The sequence below is a fragment of the Serratia sp. Nf2 genome, assembly GCF_003028435.1.
GTDB lineage: Bacteria > Pseudomonadota > Gammaproteobacteria > Enterobacterales > Enterobacteriaceae > Serratia > Serratia marcescens_L.
In genome coordinates this window covers 1,024,894-1,047,011 of record NZ_PYTW01000001.1, presented here as the reverse complement: position 1 = coordinate 1,047,011, position 22,118 = coordinate 1,024,894, and the positions used below count along the sequence as shown (strand labels likewise).

21 protein-coding genes are annotated in these 22,118 nt (G+C 44.0%); 13 read left to right on the top strand and 8 right to left on the bottom strand.

Translation table 11 applies throughout. The features are described from left to right. Window position 1 precedes the first annotated feature (1 nt). The 5 genes from C9411_RS04970 to mepS form a co-directional block, all read right to left on the bottom strand. The gene (locus tag C9411_RS04970) at window positions 2–1,027 is read right to left on the bottom strand and encodes an ABC transporter permease (protein ID WP_107226568.1); all 1,026 of its coding nucleotides are present in this window, start codon (window positions 1,025–1,027) and stop codon (window positions 2–4) included. Continuing rightward, window positions 1,024–2,115, bottom strand: coding sequence for a microcin C ABC transporter permease YejB (locus tag C9411_RS04965; protein WP_107226567.1), 1,092 nt, complete (start codon window positions 2,113–2,115; stop codon window positions 1,024–1,026). Before C9411_RS04965 ends, C9411_RS04970 begins: the two co-directional genes overlap by 4 nt. Window positions 2,116–2,124: 9 nt before the next feature. Further along, complete coding sequence (locus C9411_RS04960; RefSeq protein ID WP_107226566.1) at window positions 2,125–3,933, bottom strand: extracellular solute-binding protein; 1,809 nt, start codon at window positions 3,931–3,933, stop codon at window positions 2,125–2,127. Window positions 3,934–4,022: 89 nt separating this feature from the next. Next, complete coding sequence (locus C9411_RS04955; protein ID WP_063988771.1) at window positions 4,023–5,609, bottom strand: cyclic di-GMP phosphodiesterase; 1,587 nt, start codon at window positions 5,607–5,609, stop codon at window positions 4,023–4,025. Between the two features lie 412 nt (window positions 5,610–6,021). Beyond that, complete coding sequence (mepS, locus tag C9411_RS04950) at window positions 6,022–6,597, bottom strand: bifunctional murein DD-endopeptidase/murein LD-carboxypeptidase (RefSeq protein WP_107226565.1); 576 nt, start codon at window positions 6,595–6,597, stop codon at window positions 6,022–6,024. 297 nt (window positions 6,598–6,894) lie between these two features. On the opposite strand from mepS, the gene C9411_RS04940 reads away from it, so the two are divergent. The 7 genes from C9411_RS04940 to C9411_RS25530 all read left to right on the top strand — a co-directional run bounded on the left by C9411_RS04940 (window position 6,895) and on the right by C9411_RS25530 (window position 12,802). Then, window positions 6,895–8,619, top strand: a complete 1,725-nt coding sequence (locus C9411_RS04940) for a recombinase family protein (RefSeq protein ID WP_158263872.1) — start codon at window positions 6,895–6,897, stop codon at window positions 8,617–8,619. A 248-nt stretch (window positions 8,620–8,867) separates the two neighbouring features. Continuing rightward, window positions 8,868–9,197 carry a hypothetical protein gene (locus C9411_RS04935; RefSeq protein WP_102780130.1) on the top strand — a complete coding sequence of 110 codons (330 nt, stop codon included), beginning with the start codon at window positions 8,868–8,870 and terminating at the stop codon, window positions 9,195–9,197. Window positions 9,198–9,746: 549 nt separating this feature from the next. Further along, window positions 9,747–9,899 (top strand): hypothetical protein, encoded by a 153-nt coding sequence (locus C9411_RS25795; RefSeq protein WP_199200111.1) that lies wholly within the window; start codon window positions 9,747–9,749, stop codon window positions 9,897–9,899. Between the two features lie 56 nt (window positions 9,900–9,955). Then, window positions 9,956–10,546, top strand: coding sequence for a hypothetical protein (locus C9411_RS04930; protein ID WP_233221874.1), 591 nt, complete (start codon window positions 9,956–9,958; stop codon window positions 10,544–10,546). A gap of 48 nt (window positions 10,547–10,594) precedes the next feature. Next, on the top strand, window positions 10,595–11,059 hold the full coding sequence (locus C9411_RS04925) for a hypothetical protein (RefSeq protein WP_107226562.1): 465 nt from the start codon (window positions 10,595–10,597) through the stop codon (window positions 11,057–11,059). 570 nt (window positions 11,060–11,629) lie between these two features. Continuing rightward, window positions 11,630–12,091: a hypothetical protein gene (locus tag C9411_RS04920; RefSeq protein WP_107226561.1), complete on the top strand. Its 462-nt coding sequence runs from the start codon at window positions 11,630–11,632 to the stop codon at window positions 12,089–12,091. Window positions 12,092–12,436: 345 nt separating this feature from the next. Continuing rightward, window positions 12,437–12,802 carry a hypothetical protein gene (locus tag C9411_RS25530; protein WP_146158862.1) on the top strand — a complete coding sequence of 122 codons (366 nt, stop codon included), beginning with the start codon at window positions 12,437–12,439 and terminating at the stop codon, window positions 12,800–12,802. A gap of 38 nt (window positions 12,803–12,840) precedes the next feature. Here the strand turns inward: C9411_RS25530 and C9411_RS04915 are convergent, their stop codons facing one another. From C9411_RS04915 to C9411_RS25525, 3 genes are all read right to left on the bottom strand, one after another. Then, entirely contained in the window at window positions 12,841–13,437 is a 597-nt protein-coding gene (locus C9411_RS04915; RefSeq protein ID WP_146158861.1) for a hypothetical protein, read from the bottom strand. A 98-nt stretch (window positions 13,438–13,535) separates the two neighbouring features. After that, the gene (hha, locus tag C9411_RS04910; protein ID WP_072271336.1) at window positions 13,536–13,739 is read right to left on the bottom strand and encodes a hemolysin expression modulator Hha; all 204 of its coding nucleotides are present in this window, start codon (window positions 13,737–13,739) and stop codon (window positions 13,536–13,538) included. 136 nt (window positions 13,740–13,875) lie between these two features. Further along, entirely contained in the window at window positions 13,876–14,550 is a 675-nt protein-coding gene (locus C9411_RS25525; RefSeq protein ID WP_146158860.1) for a hypothetical protein, read from the bottom strand. A 341-nt stretch (window positions 14,551–14,891) separates the two neighbouring features. Here C9411_RS25525 and C9411_RS25520 point away from each other — a divergent pair, with 341 nt between their 5' ends. The 6 genes from C9411_RS25520 to C9411_RS04885 all read left to right on the top strand — a co-directional run bounded on the left by C9411_RS25520 (window position 14,892) and on the right by C9411_RS04885 (window position 22,114). Next, on the top strand, window positions 14,892–15,266 hold the full coding sequence (locus C9411_RS25520) for a hypothetical protein (protein ID WP_146158859.1): 375 nt from the start codon (window positions 14,892–14,894) through the stop codon (window positions 15,264–15,266). Between the two features lie 809 nt (window positions 15,267–16,075). After that, window positions 16,076–16,594 (top strand): terminase small subunit, encoded by a 519-nt coding sequence (locus C9411_RS25515; protein WP_146158858.1) that lies wholly within the window; start codon window positions 16,076–16,078, stop codon window positions 16,592–16,594. After that, window positions 16,482–18,404: a terminase gpA endonuclease subunit gene (locus C9411_RS04900; RefSeq protein WP_107226558.1), complete on the top strand. Its 1,923-nt coding sequence runs from the start codon at window positions 16,482–16,484 to the stop codon at window positions 18,402–18,404. Before C9411_RS25515 ends, C9411_RS04900 begins: the two co-directional genes overlap by 113 nt. Window positions 18,405–18,406: 2 nt before the next feature. Beyond that, window positions 18,407–18,895, top strand: a complete 489-nt coding sequence (locus C9411_RS04895; protein WP_107226557.1) for a hypothetical protein — start codon at window positions 18,407–18,409, stop codon at window positions 18,893–18,895. Then, window positions 18,895–20,448 carry a phage portal protein gene (locus C9411_RS04890; protein WP_107226556.1) on the top strand — a complete coding sequence of 518 codons (1,554 nt, stop codon included), beginning with the start codon at window positions 18,895–18,897 and terminating at the stop codon, window positions 20,446–20,448. Before C9411_RS04895 ends, C9411_RS04890 begins: the two co-directional genes overlap by 1 nt. Continuing rightward, window positions 20,390–22,114, top strand: a complete 1,725-nt coding sequence (locus tag C9411_RS04885) for a phage major capsid protein (RefSeq protein WP_107226555.1) — start codon at window positions 20,390–20,392, stop codon at window positions 22,112–22,114. The genes C9411_RS04890 and C9411_RS04885 overlap by 59 nt, the downstream gene beginning before the upstream one ends. Window positions 22,115–22,118 lie beyond the last annotated feature (4 nt).

Genomic DNA, 22,118 nt, shown 5'->3' with positions numbered 1-22,118 from the left:
ATCAATGCGCCTTGCTGGGGTCAAAGGCGTCGCGCACCGCTTCGCCGATAAAGATTAATAACGACAGCAGCACCGCCAAGACCAGGAAGGCGGTGATGCCGAGCCACGGTGCCTGCAGATTGTTTTTGCCTTGCAGCAGCAATTCGCCGAGCGATGGCGAGCCTATCGGCAGACCGAAACCGAGGAAATCGAGCGACGTCAGGGTGGTGATCGAGCCGCAGAGGATAAACGGCAGGAAGGTCAGCGTCGCCACCATGGCGTTGGGCAGCATATGGCGGGACATAATCACCCGATCCGGCACGCCCATGGCGCGCGCGGCGCGGATGTAGTCAAAATTGCGGGTGCGCAGGAATTCGGCGCGCACCACGCCCACCAGGCTCATCCAGCCGAACAGGATGGTGATGCCGAGCAGCCACCAGAAATTGGGCTGGACGATGCTCGACAGCAGAATGATCAGAAACAGCGTCGGCATGCCCGACCACACTTCGATAAAGCGCTGCCCCCACAGATCGAAACGCCCGCCGTAATACCCTTGCGTCGCGCCGACGCACACGCCGATCAGGCTGGAAAACAGCGTCAGCGCCAGGCCGAACAGCATCGAGATGCGAAAGCCGTACAGAACACGAGCGAGCACGTCGCCGCCGTTGCTGTCGGTGCCCAGCAGGTTGTGACGCGAAGGCGGCGAGGGGAAGGGCACCTCGGTGGCGAAGTTGATGGTGTCGTAACTGAAGCGGATCGGCGCCCAAAGCGCCCAGCCGTGTCGTTCGATCTGCCGCTGTACGAACGGATCCTGATAGTCGGCTTCGGTGTTCAGCTCGCCGCCAAAGGCGGTTTCGCTGTAGTTAATCATAAAGGGCAGGTACAGCCGGCCTTCATAACGCACCAACAGCGGTTTGTCGTTGGCGATCAGATCGGCGGCCAGGCTCAGGGTGAACAACACCAAAAAAATCCACAGCGACCAGTAGCCGCGGCGGTTGCGACGAAAACGCGCCCAGCGCGCCTGGTTGATCGGGCTAAGGCGGCTCATTGGCGGGCCTCGAAGTCAATGCGCGGATCGACCAGGGTGTAGGTGATATCGCTGAGGATATTCAACAGCAGGCCGATCAGGGTGAAGATATACAGCGTGCCGAACATCACCGGGTAGTCGCGCTGCAGCGTGGCGTCGTAGCCCAGCAGCCCCAGGCCGTTGAGCGAGAACATGACTTCTATCAGCAGCGAGCCGGTGAAGAACATGCTGATAAAGGTGGCCGGAAAACCGGCGATCACCAGCAGCATAGCGTTGCGGAACACGTGGCGGTAGAGGATTTTTTTCTCATCCAGCCCTTTGGCACGGGCGGTGGTGACGTACTGCTTGCGGATCTCGTCGAGGAATGAGTTTTTGGTCAGCATGGTCAGGGTGGCGAAGCCGCCGATCACCGTCGCCAGCACCGGCAACGTGATGTGCCACAGGTAGTCGGCGATCTTCGCCGGCCACGAGAGGGTGTCGAAGTTGCTGGACACCAGGCCGCGCAGCGGGAACCAGTCGAGGTAGCTGCCGCCGGCGAACAGCACGATCATCAGGATGGCGAACAGGAAAGCCGGAATGGCGTAGCCGATGATGATCAGCGTGCTGCTCCAGGTATCGAACGCGCTGCCGTTGTGGACGGCCTTGCGGATGCCGAGCGGGATCGACACCAGGTAAATGATCAGCGTGCTCCAAAGGCCCAGCGTGATGGAGACCGGCAGGCTCTGGCCGATCAGCTGCATCACCGAGGCGCCGCGAAACAGGCTGTCGCCGAAGTCGAAGCGCATATAGTTCCACAACATGGTGAAGTAGCGTTCGTGCAGCGGTTTGTCGAAGCCGTAACGTTGGGTGATCTCGGCGATCACCTCCGGATCCAGGCCTCGCGAACCGCGGTATTGGCCGTCGCCAGCCGCGATGCCTGCCCGGGCATGGCCCAGGCCTTCACCTGTGCCACCGCTGCCAAAACCGCTGCCATGCCCCAGCTCAATGGCGGCGATGGCCTGATCGACCGGGCCGCCGGGCGCAATTTGCACGATAAAAAAGTTGATGGTGATGATCGCCCACAGCGTGGGGATCACCAATAACAGTCTGCGTATCAGATAGGCCGCCATTCCGACTCCTTATTGCCGTTGAGCCGGTAAACGCGCCGCCTTGTTGACGTCGTACCACCAGTTGTCGAAGCCGATCGCATAGGCCGGGCGGATCGGCGGCGTGGAGAACTTGTCCCAATAGGCGTAGCGATCGTGGTTGGAGTACCACATCGGCAGCATGTAGTTGTTCCAGGTCAGCACCCGGTCCAGCGCGCGGCCGAGCGGCAGCAGGGCTTTTTCGTCGCCCTGATGGGCGGCGATCTGCCTGATCAGGCTGTCGACCGCCGGATCTTTGACGCCGGCCGTGTTGTAGCTGGAGTCGATGTACTGTGAATCCCACAGGATTTGCAGATCGGCGCTGGGGAATGGCATCGCCATGTACACCGTCGACATCATGTCGAAATCGCGCTCGCGCATGCGACGGGTGTACTGCGAGGCGTCGACCTCGCGAATTTGCATCTCGATGCCCAGCCGCTGCAGGTTGTGGCGGAATGGTAATACGTACTGGAAGTTGCTGCCGCTCAGCAGCATCAGTTCGAAGGTGAACGGCTGGCCGGTTTTGGCGTTGACCAGCTTTTGATTCTTGACCACCCAACCGGCTTCTTTCAGCAGTTGGGTCGCTTTCAGCAGGTTTTGCCGATCGTTGCCGCTGCCGTCGGAGGAGGGCGGCTGATAGATGCTGGTAAACACCTCCGGCGGTATCTGGCCTTTGAGCGGCGCCAGCAAGGCCAATTCAGCGGCGTCCGGGTAGCCGCGGGCGGCGTAGGCGGTGTTTTGGAAATAGCTGTCGGCGCGCTGATAGGCGTTGTAATACAGCGCCTTGTTCATCCAGTTAAAATCGAAAGCCAGGCCGATTGCTTCCCGTACCCGGCGATCGGCAAACAGCGGTTTTTGCAGGTTGAACGCCAGCCAGCGGGTATTCTGCGCCGCCTGGTTGGTCTCGTCCTGCTTGATGATGTAGTTGCGCGCGAAGTTGCCGCCCTGATACTGGGTGGCCCAGCTTTTGGGCGATGGCTCGATGCGGAAATCGTAAGCGCCGGCCTTGAAGGCTTCCAGCGATACTTTATCGTCCAGATAATAATCGTAGCGAATGCTGTCGAAGTTGTAGCGGCCGCGGTTCACCGGCAGGTTGGCGGCCCAGTAGTCGCGCACTCGCCGGTAGGTGATGTACTGGCCGAGGCGGTAATCGCCGATTTTATACGGACCGCTGGCGAGCGGCGGGGTACTGAGGGGTTCGTTGAGCTTATGGTTTTTCCAGAAGCTTTCCGGCAATACGCGCAGGCTGAGCAGGCTGAGGATTTGCTCACGGTTGGCTTTAGGCAGCTCGATGCGCACCGTCAGCCGGGAAATGGCCTTGACCGTGACGCCTTTGTAATAGGAGCGAAACTGCGGTACGCCTTCGGTCATGAATTTATTGAAGGTAAAGGCCACATCGGCGGCGGTAATCGGGCTGCCGTCCTGGAAGCGGGCGCGGGCGTTGATATCCAACTCCATCCAGCGCATGTCGGCCGGGAAACGGGCCGATTCGGCAATCAGCGGGTAATAGCTGCCGGGTTCGTCGTCGGAGTTGGTGAACAGCGTATCGTACAGTTCCATCGTACGTTCGCCGGGCACGCCGCGGGTGGCGAAGCGGTTGAAGTTGTCGTAGGTGCCGATGGCCGCCAGCCGCACGTCGCCGCCCTTGGGCGCCGCCGGGTTGACGTAGTCGAAATGGCTGAAGTCGGTGGCGTATTTCGGTTCACCGAGAAGGGCGAAAGCGTAGCTTTCGTTAAGGGCTTCGGCCTGCAGACCGAAGCTCAGTGCCGAGAGCACCAGAGCAGCGAAAATGCGCACGGACATCAGACGGTAAGCTCCTGCTGTGAAATAAGGTACAACCTGCGCCCAGCATAACATTCTTCGGGCGGGCGCAGGGTAAAGATGCTTAAAGACTAACTATTTTTTTCCTGATAATCAAAGACCTGATGAGCATTGCAGTAAGTGACGAAATTGTCGATACTCAGCGGTTTGCTGAAGTAGTACCCCTGCATGAAGTTGACGCCGTGTTCTTGCAAGAACTGCATCTGCTCGGCAGTTTCCACGCCTTCGGCCACCGTCAGCATTTTCAGCTTTTTCGCCAGCGAGATCACCGCATCCAGCACCGGCGCGGTGACCGTGTCTTGGCCGATGGTGTTGACGAAGCCACGATCAATCTTCAGATAATCCATGGTGAAGCGCTCAAGATAGATCAACGCGCTGTGCCCGGTGCCAAAATCGTCCACCGCGATCTCGATGCCCTGCTTGTGCAGCCAGTCAAATTCCGCCAGCGCGCTCTCTTCTTCCACCATGCCGCGTTCGGTGATTTCAAACACCAGCGTAAAGTAATCGCCCGGCAGCTGCGTCAACAGTTCATACACGTCCTGGTGGAACGACGGTGCGCTAAGATGGGCGGGGGAGATGTTGAGGCCGACCTTGCCTCCGCGTGGCAGCGCTTTGGCGAGCTGCGGCACATCTTCGGCGATCAGCCTGAACAGGTGGCGGGTAAGCGGCACGATCAGCCCGTTGCTTTCGGCATAGGGGATAAAGACATCGGGTGGAATGCGGCCCTCGATCGGATGCTGCCAGCGAATCAGCGCTTCCAGCCCGCCGATGCTGTTGCTGTCGGTATGGAACACCGGCTGGTATTCGATAAAGAACTCGTTGCGCTTGATGCCACGCAACAGCGCGCGTTCCGGGCTTTGCCGCAGCAGCAGCATGTAGTAGCAGAGTACGCCGATCATCAATGACAGCACCAGGCTGCCCAGCAGCGTCAGGCGAATGTCGTTGGGGGTCAGTTTCTCGTTGTAGAACAGGATGGTCAGCGGCAGATTGGGCAGCGTCAGGGTATCCGCCTTGCCCTTCGGCAGCTGATCGACCGGCATCAGGTTCGGGCTGAAAGTGGTCAGCGCGCGGTTGCCCATCACGATGGCGATGCCCGGCGCCTGTTCGTCGTGCGAGGTGAACAGCAGGTAGGGCATCAGATCGATGTCCAGCGTAGCGAGGATGCCGGTGGCCGTTTCGCTGGGATGCCGCAGCCAAACCGCAACCGCCGGTTTGTTCGGTACGATCGGCGTGCCCTGCTGCAGCTTGAGATCCAGAGGCAGATCCCAGTCGATGTCCTGGTAGAGATTTTTCATCGGCAACATCATGTCGCCCGTGGCGGAGGAGCAATAGGCGTAGCCGTCCTTGACCAACAGGAAGGTGCGCACGCCGCTGGTAAAGGCCGCCTGGTAGGTAATGTCCGACTGGCTGGAGAGGCAAGGCTTGTCCAGCAGCGGCATCATTTGCTGCATCACCGCCGTCAGGTGCGAGATATAACCCAGCGTGAACTTTTGCGTGCGCGCTTCGACTTTATGTTGGTATTGCGTGCGCTGGTGGTTGATCAAAGAAAGCGTGACCGCAGTGAAGAGCGTAAAAAATACCAGGGCGGCGACGCCGCTTTTAGCCAGGCTGCGCTGTCGGTGAGACACGCTGCGGGCGAAAGCTCTTTTCAAGCCCATAACCGAGTCCTCTGCAACAGGGCGTTAGGGGTGTCGCGCAGCCAGTCAATGGATTGTGCCAACGGCTTTTTTTTCATTTTTGCCTTTTTATCCCGTACCAACCGGCGGCGCCGTTTAAATATGCGGCGTCGCCGACAGAAATATAATGCGCCTATTTTAAGCGGAAACGTTTTAAATAACGCCGGGGCGTCGTTGTCGTCATTTGACGATAATAGGCGAGTTTTTCCTCGACGGTGCGATTTCCTGCCGACAGTTTATCAAAATAATGGCGTGCGGCGGCGTAAAGCGGGGAAAGGGGGCGATAAGGCCGGGATCAATCTTGATGATACCCGTTCGACAGCCAAAAAAAACGCCACCCGTAGGCGGCGCTTATCGCTCGTTTGGTATTCAGGGTCTTCAGGGCGTTGCGCCGTTAACCGTTGGTCAGCACCCGGCGCGCCTCTCGATAACGTTTATTCCAATAGTTATCGGTCAGCTTGGAAATCATGACCCCACTGCTGGTGGAGGCGTGAACGAACTGATCGTTACCCAAATAGATGCCGACATGGCGCCCGGTAGAACCGGCGCGGAACAGCACCAAATCGCCGGCGCGCAGCTTGGTGCGCTGGATTTTCTTGCCGAGATCTTCCTGTTCATAGGTAGAGCGCGGTAAATCCATGCCGAACTGTTCGCGGAAGGTGCGCTGTACAAACGCCGAGCAATCGATGCCGCGCTTGGTCTCACCGCCTAAGCGGTAGCGAACGCCTTTCCAGTCCGCGTACTGATCCATAATCTTTGACTTGACGTCAACGTTGCGGACCATCGCTTCGAATTCATCCTGAGAGGCTTGCAGTAAAAGACCGTCTTTGTCATTAACTGCACGCATCTCAGTTTGTGCGTTATTCAAGTTCGAAGTGTGAGTCGAGCTGCACGCTGACAGCATAACCGCAGCGGCAATTGCAGGGACTACCCGCAAAAAATATCTCAGAAACGGTTGAGATTTGACCATTGTTGTTGTTTTCCCTTGAAGTCCTTAACGACGAAAGTCGCTACCTGAAAAATGCCAAACGGAACGAGCCTAGTCCGCACCTGTTGCATCGACAACCAGTTACCGTTGAAAACGTGCGAGAACGCACATTTTTATCGGATTCCATACTGATTCGACTTAAACCAGGCACAAACGCATTTGAGATTACCGGAACAAATAGGGGATTGCGAGCCTTTTTCCCGTCTTTTTTATATGAATTTGTGATGTAACATAATGTGATACATTAGAACACTAAGATAAAAAAAGATGAGGTGGATCATGAGGAAATGCTTCCTATACAGCCGTGTAAGTAGCGATGTGCAGATCTCAGGCGATGGATTAGGGCGACAGGAAGATAAGCTAAAACAATATTTGTTACAGAATGCCTTGAGATTGAACCTTTCCGTCGATGATTGTGAAATTCTCGTTGATTCAGGTGTTTCCGGGTGGAAAGGATCAAATATGGGCGATACGGCTGCTCTTGGTCAACTGTTTCGCCGTGTCGAGTCAGGGGAGATCGACGGCTCAGTACTGATCGTAGAAAGCCTTGACCGCTTTAGTCGCGAGAATCCGTTTCGCGTTGCTGGATACATTGCAAAACTTGCAGAACACAGCATAGATATCATTGATGTTGAACAAAATCTAGTCATTGGCACGAGTAACCCTTGGTCGAGTACGATCGCATCAATTATCGCAAATCGTGCTCATGAAGAGTCAACGCTGAAATCTAAGCGTATAAAGGCTGCATGGAACAGCCGTAGGAGGAAGGCGGAAGAGTCTGGGCAGTACATGATAAAGAACACTCCATTCTGGATTGATGTTCTGGATGATAAGTACGTTGCTAATGCCGACGCTTCGATTGTACGAGAGATTTTTGATCTGTACTTGCAAGGATACGGCTCGTTTACCATAGCCAAGAAAATGAATGAGGCCGGAAAAGTCATACGTAACAAAAGATGGTCTACACCAAAGATTTGTGCGTTGCTACGAAATCCTCGCTGTAATGGTGATTTCATATCACATAGCCTAGAACGAGACTACGAAAAAGGCACATCAACCTCAGTTGAACATGTTATCAAAGGGTTGTACCCAAAAATCGTTACAGATGAAGAGTTCGCATTAGTACTTAACCGGTTGAACGATGGTTCGAAGAATAAGCGTGTATGCAAGGACCGAAAAGTTACCATTCTAAATGGGCTTTTAAAATGTTCGATTTGTGGCGGTGCTTTAACTGTACGTTCAGCAGGTGCATATCGTTATGTTGGATGCTTGAAAACCATTGAGAAAGGCGGATGTTACTCTAAGCCAATACGATATGATGCATTAGAGAAGATTGTAGTTAATCATATTCGCAATATGGATTTAGGGAAGGTGTACGAAAGTAATGACAGTCAGGAAGTTATAAGTAAGGAACGTATAAAATCGTTAATGTCACATATCGAAGAGTATAAAGCCGGTATCACTCAATTACGTGAGCGTGGGAAGAAGCCAAGTTTTGATATGTTAACAGAATTGCAAAACTCTGAAGATGAGCTTGAACTGTTAAAGAAAGAATTAGAACAACTTTCATTATCAAAGATTGATTTAAGTGAGTTTGCGGTAAGTACTGAATTGTTTGATATAACACAGATAGCATTGAGAACAAGACTGGAAAGAACGATATCTAGCTTGTTGAACAAGATTAAGGTTTATCACACAAAAGATCTATCGTTTAGCTTGATCGAGATGATTTACGTTAACGATGTAGTAAAACATGTACTTGTAGCCGACAAAAAGGGTGATGTGACTGGTGATGTTGTTATAAGAAGGAATGGCGAGAGTACTACATATGAAAGCTGTAGTGTTAAAATCATTAAGGATGAAGATGGGGTATTCTCACTGGATTGTAATATAAGCGAAGTCGTATTGAATGATTACTTGTTGCTAATGAATGTTGTTGATTTCGTGGACTCTGAGGCCAAAGAGTTCTTGAATCTTCATCTTAATGCGGTGTTGGCACATTGAGTACTTTTAGCTTTGATAGGGGGTTGGAATGAGATTCTAAGCCCTATTGAATAATACCCATTGACAGGTCGCTGAGTGCGTGATAAATTTCATTTCGAAGCAACTCATGCCGTAAGAAAAACAATCTTGTCTAATCCCGCACTAAAATATCAGTGTGCGGATACCTGTCTGTAAAACAAACTAACTGTTTTCGACATGCTATTAAATTAGCGTGGGGAAAACTATTATTCAAATTCTGGGAGATTATTATGAAAGATAAATGTGATTATACTATTTTTGATTTTGCTGTGTTCTTTTATACTGCGTTCGATGTAAAAGATACTTTCGAAGGTTGCATAACCAAAATGCAAAAAGAGTTAGATAAGTATGATACCGTGCAGTATGTTTGTTTAAACTGCCACAATGAGAAAGAAATCAAAGATATTAGTACTTGTATGTTAGCATCATTCATGTGCTCGTATGATAAGGTTGATTTTAAAGAACAGTACAAGGTTTCTGAGGGTATGAATGAAATCGGATTTGATGTTTATAATGATAAATTAGGCTTCTGTGTAAACGAAATGTTTTTTTGTCGGTAATACGGGTGTTTTACGGGTATTTCACTAAATAAAACAGTGATAATACTCAAGGGAACACCACAATGATACAACTGCTAAAAGACTTCATCGTACTATCTACAATATTCGTAGCAATAGTTTTAATACTCGCCAATCCATTTAGTATTGTTTGGTCTATTGCCTTCTTATGGGCATTGGGGGCATTCAATGTCCAGGCTTAACCTTATAACGGCATGTGGATTAGTTAAATTGCTATTTCTCGAATTACCAGAACATCTAGTACTGGTAAATGAGATACTACGATTCTTGCAAGACAACAATTTAGAACTAACCGAAGACATTGAACAATTCAATAGTGTGTTTTGGCTTGCATTATTCACGCTTTATGATGTGAAAATACTAAATACAGATGATGAAAGTACAATTGCTTTTGTGTTCCAAAATGAAAAGCTTGGAATTGCATTAGGTAACGTATTTCATTCGATTTAATAAATATCTCCAAAGAAGCAAATTACCCCGCTGTTACAGTGGGGGATTTTTTGCCATTTAAAACATAAGGAATGTATAGCAATGGAAAAGAACAAACAAATTAACGTGCGTCTCAATGAAACGCAAATGAAGTACTTACAACAAATCGTTGATGCCGGTAAAGCAAAGACACAAAGCGGGGCGATGGTTTATTTGATTAACCAATATGCGATTCTAGGAGGTGACAAGAAGTAACAGTAGTAAAGGGAGTATCACCCGCACGTGGTGATACATGTAAATGGAATCTGAAAATGAAGGATAAAAAACTAGTAGCCGGGATTGGTACTAATGACTTGGCAAACAATATTGAAAAACAACAAGAGATTGGTTTAACACCAGAGCTTCAACAAAAATGCCGGATGGCATGGAATGATCGGCTAGCAGCACAAGACTGCGGTAGAGCGACTGTCAGTACTGAGTGGCTCACGTACAGTAATTTTGCTCGATGGTGGGTTGCTACTCACATAGAAGGCTGGTCTATCGACAAAGATTGGCTTGTAGTTGGTAACAAAGAATATCACCCGGATAAATGCGTTTGGATTCCAACCAAGATTAATAATCTTATGAACGATGGAAGTACCAACGGTTTACCAAAGGGCGTCAGTATTCATCGCAATAGCTATCGAGCGAGTTGCAGTGTTGATGGTATTCAAAAATATAAGAACTTCAAAACTGCAATAGATGCCCACAGACAATGGCAGCTATGGAAGATTGAAGAGATTAACAATGTGCTACGCGAGTTTGCATTTGATCAACGTCTTGATGGACGAGTAATTCAACGTCTTATTGAAGTTAGGGATAATATCCAATCTGATTACGACAACAATATTGAAACGAAATAAAAGAAGCCCCGTGCGTGGGGCTTATCTAAACTAACTAAGGTATTTATAATGGCTGGAAAACAACAAAAAACAGATAACTCAAAATTTATTAGTATTGCTGGTAATAATTCTAAGTACTCGGATCTTACTACTGAAGGTAAAGCAATCGTTATTGATATTATCAGTAAATGTGCAGGCAAGAAAGGCTATCCGAAAGAGAAAGTTTACTATGTATTGTTTAATTGTACTGAAATTAGTAGGGACAGAGTTAAGTACTGGCTACAGTACTATCCTAGTGATGATTCAATGCCATCAGAGAACACTGTTCGCAAGTTTCTGACTATCACCAAGCAGCTATCAGAGGCAATGGTAGATGCACATACAAAAGGCATTAAGCTTTTCAAAACTTCAAAAGCCGGTCACTATTACCCCACTACGGTACAGAAATATCAACTCGACAAACTATACAGCAACGGTGGATCTGCTCAAGAAATGATTGAAGTACTTCAAAAAATGATCGATGATGCGAAGTGATTTACTTTATGTTGCGACCACCTACTTCGCAAGATGGGTGTTTACTTCGCAAGATGGTGTTTTTATCTCGCATGATGACACAAAATATAGTAGATATATCAATGGTTTACGCACGGCATGTAGTGTTGCTTCGCATCTTGCGACCTTATATTAATATTATTCTTCATTCGAATTTTTATAATAAAGAATCGCCAATAAAATTGTCGTAGTCAAGCTCGTACCTCGCTTAACTAAGAAAAATTAATAGGGATTAAACTTGCGTTTTTTCTCCTTTCAGTCGAAAAGAACGCGGAGTTTTTGAGTCTTGCTTCGCCGACTTAAAAAATACTAACTACCTCAAAATAACTGCCTTGTTAGTAGCTAACGCACTTCGTTTGTTTAGGGATCGGGCTGTTAAAGCCCTTAAATAAAACTACTCAAAGTAATTACTGAAAAACCAGTTAGTAGAAAGACAAGTCGTCGCCCCCGTCCGGCGTCGGAAAGTTCAATGGCCGAGTTAGTACTTGATGGTGGAAGGACTTAATCGAGATATGATAGAGTACTGTAAAATAGAAACAAAGGACTAAAAAAATGGCCGAATTCGCAACTGAGTATAAGGATTTGCTTACTATTAGTTTCAGTATGTTATCATTGATTGTTGCATGTATTGCTCTATTCTTTTCGGTAAGAACAGCTATCCGTGATAAAGAGAAGTTGCTAATAACAGCACGTACTGTATCGAATGAGTTTGCAGACGAACCATATGAAATTGAAGTCACTGTAGCTAATGTCGGTAGGCGAGTTGCAGTTATTGAAGGAATTCAACGCCACTACGAAAGAGGGATTAAGTGCCATAACTATAAAGAAAGAGGCATTCCTATAAGAGAACTGGAAAGAGTAGTCATGCAAGTATCTAGAGATATGGTTATAGATAATGGTATTGAGGGGGATATTCATTATCTAGAGGATATCACAGTACTTGATATTCAAGGGCAGGAGCATAAGATTAAAAATTCAAAAGAATTAGTAAAAAGATTAGTGAGCAATTTCTAGTCTATAGACAAGAATATACTATCGTGATAGCTTGAAATTGTAGGCATGTAACTGAGGTTTAGGCATGTAACTGAGGTTAGAGATATGATCGAATTCCTTGATTTTGACTCACCGAGCTACAAACTGAAGCAGAATGAAAATGGTAACTGGGAAGCGAGACGCACTAGTAATTCATGGTGCGTAGAATTTACTAACCTTTACCGTAACATACGCGACAACTACGAACTGATCCTTACACACCCCAAAAATCCTCGCTCTGATGAGGATGTTGATTATATTATATTCAGGAAATGATTAGTAATAAAATTATTGTACACTACACAAAAAGCCTTCTGGAGAGTAAAAATGAGTCTTGATATATCTTATGTTGAGGATCACGGGGATCTCTCAAGAGAAAGAATAGTACTACGTGCAAGTTCAAACGGAATTCATATCTGGCATTATTTGCTGTCTGACAGTACTTATCATAGTGATGGTACTGTATCTAATAAACTGCGTCACGTATTCGATTTTGACTCTCTAACCGCAATTACTTTGAATGATGGGGATTTAATAATTCTCTATACTTGTAAAGGTAATGATAGTGTCTATGAACATGAAGGTGTGAAGATTTACTCGATACATTGGGGCTTAAATGAAACAGTATGGAACAAAAATGGCGATGAGGCTGTGTTGATTAAAGCCGAATCAAGAGCTAAAAAGAAAGTCTAATAGTTTAACTTCGAGGGCATATGTCTATGCCCTTAATGTCATTTTGCTGGGTTGAATTCGTAATCTTTGTTAATATCGAGCTTGGCAAGCTTGTTCTCAAATATATTAGAAAGAACTTTCTTTTTTTCTTCAAGAATATTCTTCATGGAAACTACTTTCTCACTTTCCAAGTTATCTTGTGAAAAGGCGAGTTCGTGAAGGTATCTATAATGGCTATTGAGGTAGTCCAGCCTTGCTTTTAGAATATCATTGAATACATCTTTCAATATTGGCTTGATATTTACGTTGTGTCTTTCCAGTTTTCTTATACTACTATATAAGTATGCAATTTCTGACAGGTCTGTTGTAGTTTTTCTACTTATCTCTTTGAATATCAGAGATCTTACCTCTGCTTGCGACAAATTTTCACTCTTAATATCATCAAGAATTTTGTTCCTAAATAAAATGTTAGAATATAACCTTTCATTGATTTTCCAAAGGTGATTTTCAAAATCAAATGCTAGCCTATGAGATATATCTAGAGTGTTAAGTTTGGCTTTTTGGTTAAACCACAATATGGCAGATATAACGGCTGTTGTTGCCATTGCGACATTGGCACCCGCAATGATCCAATCTGTCAATGAACCTAGTTCCATTTTCATATCCGTGCTGTAGTAGAGAGTACTTAACAATAGCAGTACTACAAGAGTGAGTAGTACTATGACAAGTCCAATAATAATTCTATTTGTCCATTTCATCTAACATACTTCCACACACTAGCCGGGATTTTATCGTACAGTTTGCCCATCGTGATTTCTGCAAGTCGATGGTCAGAAGCTGCATAGAAAGTTTCTAACTCATCATTAGAAAGTTCATACTTGTTCTTATCAATGACTTTTTCTAGGGTTTCAATACTAATACAACGGCGAAGTTGCATTATCCAATCTTGTTTGGTCATACAGGCCCTGTGCTGTGGGAAGGAAGATACAAGTACTGATTCTACACCAAGGCTGCGATGTTGGCGATACTGCAAATCGGCAATGTATGAGAGGAACACTGCTAGTCTAGTTATAGTATCAATCAACACGCAGTAATTATTTTTCAATTTTAAAATAAGAAATAACTGTGTTTGAGTATGACGACAACACATTATATGAACTTTCAAAATTAGTTTTTAGTGAAGTTGTATTTTTAATTAATTGTTTAATCTCATCAGATAGCTCGATCTTATCTGCATTATGCGAATTATGAACTTCTAGCATTTTCCTTATACTATACCATAGGTGTAAATTGATATTTTTAATTTCTGAGTAGTCCTTAAGAAAATAAAAATGAGTGCTTTTAAAGTCACTTTTTAAACTCCACCCAAACCTTTGTAGTACTTTAATCTTTGTTTCTATTGAATCAGGGGTGATATTGGTTTCTTTAAATATTCGTATGTAATTATCACAATCACTTAAACTAAATACTTTACTGATGTCATCCGATATAAGACTTGTCAGTAGTTCTATATTTTCAATATTTGATAATGCTAGGCTTCCAAATTTAAATATTTGGTTATAATCATCAATAATGAGCTCTTTTGCAATTTTATATGCGTCATCATGCATTCGCTGATAAAGCCAATTCTTTGCAGATAGAAATGCCATAACAGCAGCACCAGCAACAACACAGTTACATAATGCCGAGATAATATCCGAGGTATTTCCAAAGTCCAAAATATGCTTCTCATTAAAGAGTGGTAACGTAATAGCAGCCGCAATAGCCACTATTATGATCAATATAACTTTCACAATGTTGCCTAAATAAGTAAACGTTTGATAGCATTGTACTATTGATCCGGGTTGTTAGATAGTGGGCGTCACCCTCGTAGTATATGTCTGGCAACTCGGATCAATCCTGGCTCCTGAACGCCTCACCACGCGATTTAAATCACACTACCAATACAAACACTAGGCTTTTGCATAGAACTCCGCATAAGCCCGTATACGCACGATTTAACATTTGTGATCGCTTTTAGCGATCAAAATCTAATTATCGATCGTTAAAATTGATCAATATGGTTTGAAATGATAAAATGCCCACACAACAACACTGGAGATACAAAACAATGAAAATAATCACTCTGGTAATCACCTTGATGCTTACCGCTTGTAGTACTACACACGATTATACAAAGTCCGCCGTAGTAGGTCTGGTCGATGGCGGGGCTGTGGTAGTTATGTATCCAGCATATGAAATGGCAGGTGTTAAATATTACCGGCCTCAGCTGTCTGCTGATTGCGGAAGGATTTACAATAAGTACTATCAGATGGATAATAACAGTACTGGCTGTTATATAAATGCCGAACGTATTACTGATATTCATTCATACCGTGAACATATCGCACACGGAAATCATACAAGAAATACCAGTACTGAATTTACTGTTCCTAATAATGAAATGAATATTGCAGAACCAACTATGAATGTAGGCGAGATATAACAACACCAAGGAATAGGGGAAACGTGAACAACAATTAGAATTACCCCAGCCCGCCTAGTGCGGGTTTTTTTATGCCCTAAATACCAAAAGGAGGGCAACATGATCCTATCAACAACACAAACATTTCTAATGCAGAACGCATTATATCAACTAATCACATTCGGTAATATTCGTGTAGAGACACACCTGAACTTTAATAACACATGGGAAGTACTAATAAGTGGTGATAACTTTAAAGTACTTAAATTCAATCGAACACTCACGGCATTGGATGAACCTGAACTATTTCAGTACTCAACAGTAATAGACGCCAAGGTATTACAATACATCATTGATCAGCACTACGCATTGGAGAACCTACTATGCTATTACAGGACTTCACCATAACATGGACAGACACTAACGGAAATCAATATGAATGCTTGCCAGCGTTATTATCCAAGGTTGCAGTGCTCAACGTTAAATACAATGACTACTACCTAACAATAAGCAGTAACAAACTAATAGCCAGATATAAATACATAACAATACACGATGGCTACTATGCAACGATTGGAAGCAGGATTGAGTATGACTATATGAACTACACAGGCAGTGAACACAAACACATTCAATTACTTCAATCGATGATAGACACAGTGGCAGAACTCTTTAAGGAATAAAATTCAGTACTGAACTTCGTCGATCATCGTCGAAAATTCGTAACTTAATGATTCTTTGGCTTTTTTAAAAGACCGCGTAGTTTAGTGCCGCCTTGTTTTAAAAATATATCGGCTTTTAACCCTCAATCCGAGTCGTAAGGAAAATAAATGATCAGTTTAACCCAACTAGCCAAACAATATGGCTATGATGAAAAATCACTTCGTCAATGGAAACAAAAAGGAATGCCACATGGTGAAGATGTTCCAGACATAGAAACACGAAATTGGATTATTGAAAATATCATCAAGCCATTGCGTGAAAATTCCAGTATTAAAGTACAAATTGAAAAAGAACGCCTGCGAGAATTAACAGCTACAGCGAATATAAAAGAACTAGACGAACAAGAACGAAGAGGTGAATTGATTAACGTTGCAATTGTTGAATCAGAACTTGCAAAGTACTTTCACCAATTCAAAACAATCATGCGTAGTATTCCATCAAGCGAATATTTAAAACTATTTGAAAGCAAGGATGCAATCACCTTGAAGAACAATTTACAGGAAGTAATTGATAATGCACTCAGAGAAATTGGATCTCTTGAACTCTCTGGAGAAGAACAAATTCAAGAAGATCTACCAACGAACAATAAAAAAGATACTACCTCCCGAAAAAATAAAACCAAGTGAATTTGCTGAGGATAAACTAGTATTCCCAGATGGCCGCCTAGCAGGACAAAAACTCAGATTATTTGAATTCCAACGGCAAGTACTAGATACGATAGTTGAACCTAATATTCATCGCATCGTAATGATGAGTAGTGCTCAATTACTTAAATCCACAGTAATGCTCGCAGCCATGCAGTACTTCATTGTAAATGACCCTGCTAATATGGCTTATGGCTCACAAAGTCAAGCCTCAACGCAGAAATTCAAAACAGGTAAATGGCAACCCAGTATTGATCAGTCAGTACTAAAAGATTATGTGACACTTAAATCAGATAAGAATGCCGCGAACAATGCTAATACACAACAGAACATCGACGGCACGAATACATACTTTATTAACCTTAATGCACCTAGTACTTTACGTGGCATTACAACCAAGCGAATCTTCCTTGATGAAATCTCTGGAAGTACTGACGATTCAGAAGGCGATCCGATTGCATTAGCAAGCCAACGTATAAAGAGTTTTGACGATGGTTTGATCATGATGGGTTCAACCCCAACAAACAAATTAGATGCGATATGCCAACAGTACGAAGCAGGGGATCAACGTAAGTTTCATGTTCCTTGCCCGAAGTGCAATCACTATCATGAATTAGTATTTGAAAATGTGCTTTTCGATTGGGAAGTACTGGCGAATGGACGTAGAAAAGCATTACCAGAAACAGCCAAGTTACTGTGTCCGAACTGTGAACATCATATCACTGAAGGGGAACGTGTACGGGCAATTGCTGGTGGACATTGGGTAGCAACAAATCCAAGTGGTAAGTATCCCTCATACCATGTGTCCCGCTTGTACAGTCCTATCAACACCATTGAAAGTACTGTTGAGGACTTCAGCAACGCACATTACAACTTCGATCTTCAGAGTTTCTATAACAACTCATTGGGCTTACCTTATGAGCCAGAAGAGAACAAGGAACATAACCTTGTCGAGTTAGAAAATTTACGTGAAGAGATTTCAGTACTGGCAATCCCTGATGAAGTACTTGGTATCGTCCTAGGAGTAGACCAACAACAAGACCGCCTAGAATGCACCACTATGGGCTTCACAGAGAAAACCCTATACGTACTGGATCATAGAAGCTTCTATGGCATTGACTGTACGCAGATTGGCAGTAAAGCCTATACCGAACTCACCCAGTACAGCAAAAGCGTGTTCAAGACAGTTACAGGCCGACCTGTGAAAGTACTCATGGGATACATGGACTCATCGAACGGTAACGCAACGCAAACAGTCTACACGTACTGCAATAGTATTAATCCACTATTCAAGCCAATCAAAGGTGAAGGTTGTTCAAGTACTAAACCGTTGTTCAGATCGTCAAGAACTGGCGGCCACGAGCTACAGATCTTAAACGTGAACCTCGCTAAAAGTACTGTGAATAAGATGTTACGTACTTGCCTAGTGGACAAGACAAAGCCACCAATCCGATTTAGTGAATCGCTACCGGATGATTACTTTAATCAGCTTACTGCCGAACGTGTAGACGTTAAAAATGGTTTCAAGCAGTGGTCTTTAAAGGTATCAGGTTCACGAAATGAAGCATTGGACTGTCTCGTATATTCGTTTATATGCATGAAAAATTATCTAAATACATTAACAGGTGCAGATCCATTCCATATTTTACGGGAATATAACGCACGTGTTCGTAATAAATATAGTGAGGAACAAGCACCAATTGCCCCAGCAACGCCAGTACCAGTACAGCCGCCGCAGCAGCAGCCAGTACAAAAGAGGCGGCCAGCTAGACGCAATACATTTTGGAACTAAATATGAACACTAAAATAGAGAAAGTCTATATTGGTGAAACTATTGTATATTATCAAGACGTAAATGAAAGTACTACACTCGTTTCACCAAGTCAGACAAAAATTGAAATTACACAAACCTCCACACCTATCAGTACTGCCAATTGGGAAAGTGGAATGTGGACGCAGATTTTAAAAGACGATATGTCAATCAAGGCAGTATCAACATTTGTTGTAGTAGATCCATTAGAAACTACAACCAGATATCAAGACTTATTGAAGACTCTCAAGGAAATTGATGAAGTTATTGCAATGCGTATTTCTGGCGGTCTAATTACAACTACAACAATCAACAATAAGACATTGGTAAATGAGTCGTTGGAAGTACTTTATCGTCTTAAAGAACAGTACACACAACAGGCCAACAAAGAACTATTAAAACTCAATGGTAAATCCGGAGACGGTAAACAACCAATCAAGAGTATTACCAAGCTACACAGGGGTAATCATTAATGTTTAATTTTTTCAGGAAGAAACCAGAAGAAGCACCCGCAGCAAAACAACCGGCACCAACATACCAAACTAAACCACATACACCAAAGAAATCACAATTAGAACGTGATTTGAATACTATCACTGTTGCACGGTCAAGTACTTTATCATTCGGTTATTCTGGTAACGGTCAAGGTGCAAATATCAACCGCCTTATTAATAGTACTCTACCAGCACTACAAACAAAGGCACGTGAACTAGCACAAAACAATCCAATCGTTCGAAAGTACATTCTAATGGACGCCGATCAGATCTCTGGGGCAGATGGTATTAGTATTCGTTCGAATGTACAACTTTTTGACGATGAAACAAAGAATCATGATACCTCAATGAGCATCGAACAATTGTTTTATGAATGGGCAGAAGATCCAGATGCATTTAGTACTAATGGCAGACACGATATCAGTACTTTCCAGAATCTAGTATGTAGAACAAGAGCACGTGACGGAGAGTGTTTTATCAGGTTACATGAAGTTGAAGGTGGTTTAAAACTCGAAATCATCGACAGTCTGCGAGTACCAATAATCAACAATCAAAAATTCAGTAACGGCGACTATATAAGTAATGGTATTAGATTTAACAAGTTGAAACGTCCTATTTCATACAATATCTGTAAAGTAGACCCAACAATCTATTCATACTATCAGACTGACATTGAAGTAGTACCAGCAGAAGAAATTATTCACTTCTTTATTCAAGATTACCCAGACCAAGAAAGGGGTATTCCCGACATTATCGCCTGTACCAATTTGATTAAAGAACTAGAACAATTTGTTAATGCATCTATTGTACAGAAGAAAGTAAGTGCGTCGTCAATGGCGTTTATCACCAGTGATGAAAAACCAACTAACAGTACTACAGAGTTACTAGGAAGCATTGAAGAAGCACAAAATGCATATGAGAACTACGAAGGATATTTAGATCCGGGTGTTCTAATTGAACTTGATCCGGGTAAAAAGATCCAGACTGTAAATCCAACTTCAAGTACTGACGGCCTAGATTCATTCATGGATCAAATGCTAGGTCAAATTGCGATGGCGTTGAACGTGACCAAGATGAATCTACTATATGACACTAAAAACAGTTCTTTCAGTGCTGCTAAATTGTCTGACCGAATGATGCAACAAGTTGTTAAGGGCAAACAAAATGCACTTATCGTTCAAGTACTGAAGCCAATCTATAAAGAGTTTTTAAAAGTCGAAATGATAAATAAGAATGAGTTAAAGCTCAATTTTAAAGACTTTAAGAAGTTAATCAAAGCAACTTATACGCCAGTTGTTTCATTAAGCCTAGATCCGAATAAAGACGCACAGTACCAAATTGCACTTCTACAGAATGGATTGAAATCCCGCCAACAGCTTATTTCTGAACTTGGTCAGGACTACCGCGACGTTCTAAAGGACTTTGAAAAAGATGAAATAGACAATTATCTAAATGTTAAGGATAACAAAATAGATGAACAACAAAAACCAAATGAAGAGGGAGATGGAAACCAGCCAAATCAATCAGAGTAATAAACTAATTGAATTAGCATTTGCATCAGAGATCCCAGTAGCCCGCGAGATTGGGGATCGCGTACTAAATGAAATTCTACTTTGTTCCCCAGAAAATGTAGACCTAAGCCGTATTCAGAATAAAGCAGCAGTACTTTTCAATCACTGCAAAGACAATCTAATCGGCGTAGTTGAATCTTCTTCTGTTGATGCAGATAAAGTATGCCGTGCAAGTATTCGTCTTTCCAGTACTGCACAAGAATATCAAACAATGGTTGAAGAAGGAATCCTTTCAAAAGTCAGTGTTGGATATTCAATCATCGATTACAGAATAGAAGGTGACAATCTACTAGTAAGCAAGTGGCAACCTTATGAAATATCACTCGTGAGTATTCCTGCGGATGATTTGAAATCAGGTATTGGCCGTTCTCTTGAACAAGAAGTTGAAGAAGAAGAACAACTTGAATCAGAAACTGAAAGTACTGACGAACCTCAAGATGAAACCAGTACTGAAACAGAAAATGAAAGTACTGATGAAACTGAATCAGAAACAGAAGTACCGAATGAAAGTACTGATGAATCTCAAGATGAAACAGAAACTGAATCACGAGATGAAGAAGTAATAAATACAGAAGAAGAACGTCAAATGGAAATTGCCGCTCTTGGAAAACTACTAAATAAGGATGTATCACGTTATCTCGATTCCAAATTGAGTATTCGCGATATAACCAATGAACTTAAAAATAATTCTAATGATGATAAGGAAATCACAATGGAAAACAATTCTCTTTCTTTAGCAATTCGTTCCCTAATTGAAAAACAACCTATTGAGGGTGTTGTAATGGGTGAACGTGGTTATGTTGTAGATATGCAACGTGATACCAATACTACTAACGCTGCTGGTGTTGTAACTCATAAAACCGCTGATAGTTACATTGATCAACTATGGGCACAATCAGTACTAGCACAAGTTGCACAACCTCAGATCTTTGCAGGTCTAGAAGGTAATGGTGAACTAGTAATCCCAGTAGCAGGTAAACTAACTGGCGGTAATTTCGGTTTTGTTGCTGAAGGTGCAGACTCACCAATGCACGATGCACCATTTACTAGCGTAAGTCTAAAGCCAAAAACTTTCACTGGTTCTGTAACTCTAACCAAGACCCTACAACTAAGTAACAACTCCGCAGAACGTTACGTATCTGAACAACTAATTAAAACTGCTGCTTCTGATCTAGAAAACGAAATCCTAGGTTATATTGCTACCAATGCAACCCAACAAACTGCAACTGCATTTGATCTAGAAGCAATTGAAGCTGCTGTAGAAGCTCTAGCGATGAAGAATGTATATGCAGGCGACTGTGTTGCAGTAATGCACCCATCCGTATATGCAGCTCTACGCCAAGTGCCAATGGCTGGTAACACCGCCGCTAAGATGCTTGTAGAAGGATTCAGAGATCAACAGTACTTAGCTGATGAGATTCGTGTAATTGTCAGTACTCGCGTCCCAACTGATTCAATTCTAATTGGTGATTTCAGTGAACTAATTATTGCTCAATGGGGTACTAACGAACTTGACCGCGACATGACTACTAAACGTGCATCTGCTGGCGTAGTACTACGTTCATTCTCTTACATCGATTTCGCAGTAGCTCACAAAGAAGCTTTCGTACTAGTTAAGAAGGCTTAATAGC